The sequence below is a fragment of the Vibrio sp. 10N.261.46.A3 genome (genome assembly GCF_041472995.1).
Lineage (GTDB): Bacteria > Pseudomonadota > Gammaproteobacteria > Enterobacterales > Vibrionaceae > Vibrio > Vibrio coralliirubri.
The window spans coordinates 1-3,410 of record NZ_JBFRRH010000168.1 but is presented as its reverse complement, the minus strand read 5'-3'; the positions used below and the strand labels follow the sequence as shown (position 1 = coordinate 3,410).

Here is a 3,410-nt window from a genome sequence, read left to right as displayed (position 1 = left end):
CTGGCGACTGAAATCCGCGAGATACCTTTAAAACAGCTAAAGGTAAGTTTGTTGCCCCTGTACCAATCGAAAACAAACTGTTTGAGTACAGCCGCGTAGAAATGATGTGTTTGATAGGCCTTGGTCTACCAGGCCCAATCCTACTGGTGGTACCGCATGACTTCCCTAACTTTGACCGAGCTCGTTATGAAAGAACGACAAAGCGCGTTATCGAGAAAATGAACGAGCAGCTTGGTTCACATGAGAAGATCAAAGGTGTACTGATGATTAAGGAACCATGGAGCATTGAGAATGGCGTGTTAACCCCGACTCTCAAAATCAAACGACATATCCTTGAGCAGAAATACCATGAAGTTGGCCATAACTGGCCGAAAGATAAATTGGTGGTTTGGGAAGAATAATCAAAATCGAGAGGGAGCCATTATGGCTCCTTTTTTGTAAGCTCAGTTTATAAGTACTTAGTATGATCCGCAGTATCACAACTCTCGCAATCTAAGCCTATATCATTTCTCATTCGATGACTTAACGATTTCGAAAAGATAACTTGTCTCGATTTAGTCGCCTTCCTCACCTCAGTATTATCTTTGATTTTAAGTGCCTGAGTAACAAACCTTCCGACCCAACAGGTTATTGCTTTCATGTTCTCTCTCTTGTATTCCCTGTTTATTTATCGCTATTATGAAAATAACCTGTTCGATAATCGAACAACCATTATTAACAAGAACTATAAGCTGAGATTATGGACAATAGACTGCGTCACCTTTCAGGTCTCCGTTACTTTGAAGTTGCGGCTCGCTTGAGCAATTACAGCAAAGCGGCTGAAGAGCTGTTCGTCACTCAAGCAGCCGTCAGCCAGAAGATTCGACAGTTAGAAGAACAGGTTGGATGTAAGCTCTTTATTCGTAAGGGGCGTGCAATGACTTTGACGCATGAAGGGCACACACTTTTTAGACATGTCTCTGATGGCTTTCAAGAGGTTCTGTTGGGGTTGAACAAGATCCAATCAGAACCTATTCAAGGGCTGCTTGTTGTTAGAAGTCCCCCTTCTTTTGCTTCTCGTTGGTTACTGCCTAGGTTGTGGAAGTTCTCGGTAAAGCACCCAGAAATCCCAATTAAGGTGCTAACAGGGTCTGATACCCCAAATTTAAAACATGGTGAGATTGATGTGGCTATTCTGCAGGGCGAAGATCTATGCGTTGAAGAAGGCTTGACTCTTGAGATGCTAATCAACGAACCGGTTTACCCTTTTTGTTCGCCTGAACTCGCAAACTCTTTGAACTTCACATCACCTGAACAACTCCTCAAATGTTGGCTGATTCAGTTTGATAGCGGTTGTTTCCCGTGGGAGGAATGGTTTAGGCAAGCAAACATATCGACTCAAAGCAGCACCATTCAGTGGATGGAAGTCGGTACCTTTGATATGGGGCTAACCACGGTCATGGCGGGACATGGGGTTTGCTTGGCAACAGACAGCTTGGCTGGTGACTTCATCGAACGCGGCTTGCTGGTTAAGCCCTTTGATATAGGCATGACACCTGGGGTTCAAGTCAACCTATGCTTTGATCCTAACTCCCCGAGAGAAGTGCGTATTACCGCGTTCACCAATTGGTTGCACGAAGAAGTCAACGAGCTATTGGATAATTAGATCTCACCTACTAATTTCTTAAACAAGGAATAGGCTTAAATAAGCAATGAGCGTAACTCAACATAGAACGGTAGCGTAAACCTCCCGACACCGACAAAACTATGTTGAGTTAAAGCAACGTCGAGTTAAAAGCTACGTTGCCTTGAGTCACTCCCAAAATGACTTCTTCAGTTCTTTCTCGACTTGTTCCGACGTAACCCCGATATCTCTCAGTAAATAATCGGGTAGCTCAGACAGTTGCTTTCTGGTTCTACGATTTTGAAAGTACAGGCCTAATTTAGAATAGAATTTCTTAATTGATAATGATGACAAAAATGAATGGTTGGTATTTCCTGTTGCTGTGATCGTATTCATAGCCTTTCTCCTGTTGATCTTTTGCTTTGTTATGGTCAATAATCGACCAGCAGTGCAACATTGACAAACGATAGATACTGGCATTCAGTTAAGGAAAACTAATGTGAGAGAACGAACTCCACCATTCCAAGGGATCTATTACTTTTACACGGCGGCTGAAACAGGCAGTTTTAAACTCGCCGCACAGAAACTATTTGTCACGGCTGCGGCAGTCAGCCAACAAATTCGCCAACTTGAAGAGTGGTTAGGTGCAGATCTGTTTATTCGCCAACACCGAAAAATAGTATTAACCCATGAAGGCGAAGTACTGTACCTGCAAGCGAAGAAAGGCTTTGCCCATATTCAAGATGGGGTGAGACGCATCAACCAAGATCCTAACCCGACTCAGCTGTCGATCTCTACCGTGCCTTCCTTTGCTCAGCATTGGCTCGTACCGAGAATTGGCGACTTTCGCGATCGCCACCCTGATCTATCCATGTTAATTGAGCCGACCAACAAGCTAGTCACATTTGAAGATTCTAATGTCGATATCTGTGTTCGATATGGTCATGGAGATTACCCAAACATCGAATCACGTTGGTTGATGGACGAGGTCATTTACCCGGTTTGTCACCCTATTTATCAAGAGAAACATGGTATTTATGACATCGACGATCTGCATAGAGCGGAACTTATTGAAGACCGTTGGCCTGATATGGATTGGAATCTCTGGTTACAAGTCGCAGGGGTAAAAGCTGGCCGCACATCATTGCAATTTGATGGCTCTCATTTTGTGTTAGAAGGTGCATTATCCGTTCAAGGTGTCGCGCTTGTTAAGCACAGCTTGGTATACCGCTATTTACAAGAAAAGAAATTGGTGCGAATCGGAAACATCGCGCTGAAGCCTAAATACAATTATTTTTTGTGCGCGCCTCCGGGTTACTTTCATCGAGAAAAGATAAAACGTTTCGAAGAATGGATGCAGGCTCAGGTTAGATTATTTGGTAATACAGGTAGAGAAGAACTTTCGATTATCCACACCGATTACGAACTCAAATGGTCGGATAATTCATAAAGCGAAACTGGTATACTTAGCTCAAATAAATGGCGAGAACATCTCATGACACAAGACAATAATCCACTTCACGGTATCACTCTACAGAAGCTACTGACTGAATTGGTTGAACATTACGGTTGGGAAGAGTTGAGTTACATGGTGAACATCAACTGCTTTAAAAAAGACCCGAGCATTAAATCGAGCTTAAAATTTTTGCGCAAAACAGATTGGGCTCGTACCAAGGTAGAGCAGATTTACATCGACTTAAAGCGTTAGTCTCTCCCTACTTTATCTGTCCCGTGTTGATTAAATACGGGACAACCCCTGTGTCTACTTTTTAGGGGCCATATCACATCTCGCATCTCGCATCTCGCA

The 3,410-nt window shown here is 43.3% G+C and carries 4 protein-coding genes and 1 pseudogene; 4 read left to right on the top strand and 1 reads right to left on the bottom strand.

The genetic code is table 11. The annotated features are described in order from the left end of the window. Positions 1–17: 17 nt before the first annotated feature. Both AB4484_RS26065 and AB4484_RS26060 read left to right on the top strand, forming a co-directional pair. A pseudogene (locus AB4484_RS26065) lies at positions 18–401 on the top strand (AMP-dependent synthetase); the annotation flags it as partial. A gap of 338 nt (positions 402–739) precedes the next feature. Continuing rightward, positions 740–1,645, top strand: coding sequence for a LysR substrate-binding domain-containing protein (locus AB4484_RS26060; protein ID WP_372080984.1), 906 nt, complete (start codon positions 740–742; stop codon positions 1,643–1,645). Positions 1,646–1,792: 147 nt separating this feature from the next. Here the strand turns inward: AB4484_RS26060 and AB4484_RS26055 are convergent, their stop codons facing one another. Continuing rightward, a complete protein-coding gene (locus tag AB4484_RS26055; RefSeq protein ID WP_372080983.1) occupies positions 1,793–1,999 on the bottom strand; it encodes a DUF1127 domain-containing protein in 207 nt (68 codons plus the stop codon). Positions 2,000–2,102: 103 nt separating this feature from the next. Here AB4484_RS26055 and AB4484_RS26050 point away from each other — a divergent pair, with 103 nt between their 5' ends. Continuing rightward, positions 2,103–3,053, top strand: a complete 951-nt coding sequence (locus tag AB4484_RS26050) for a LysR substrate-binding domain-containing protein (protein ID WP_372080982.1) — start codon at positions 2,103–2,105, stop codon at positions 3,051–3,053. Between the two features lie 45 nt (positions 3,054–3,098). Continuing rightward, complete coding sequence (locus AB4484_RS26045; RefSeq protein ID WP_012604684.1) at positions 3,099–3,311, top strand: VF530 family DNA-binding protein; 213 nt, start codon at positions 3,099–3,101, stop codon at positions 3,309–3,311. Positions 3,312–3,410 lie beyond the last annotated feature (99 nt).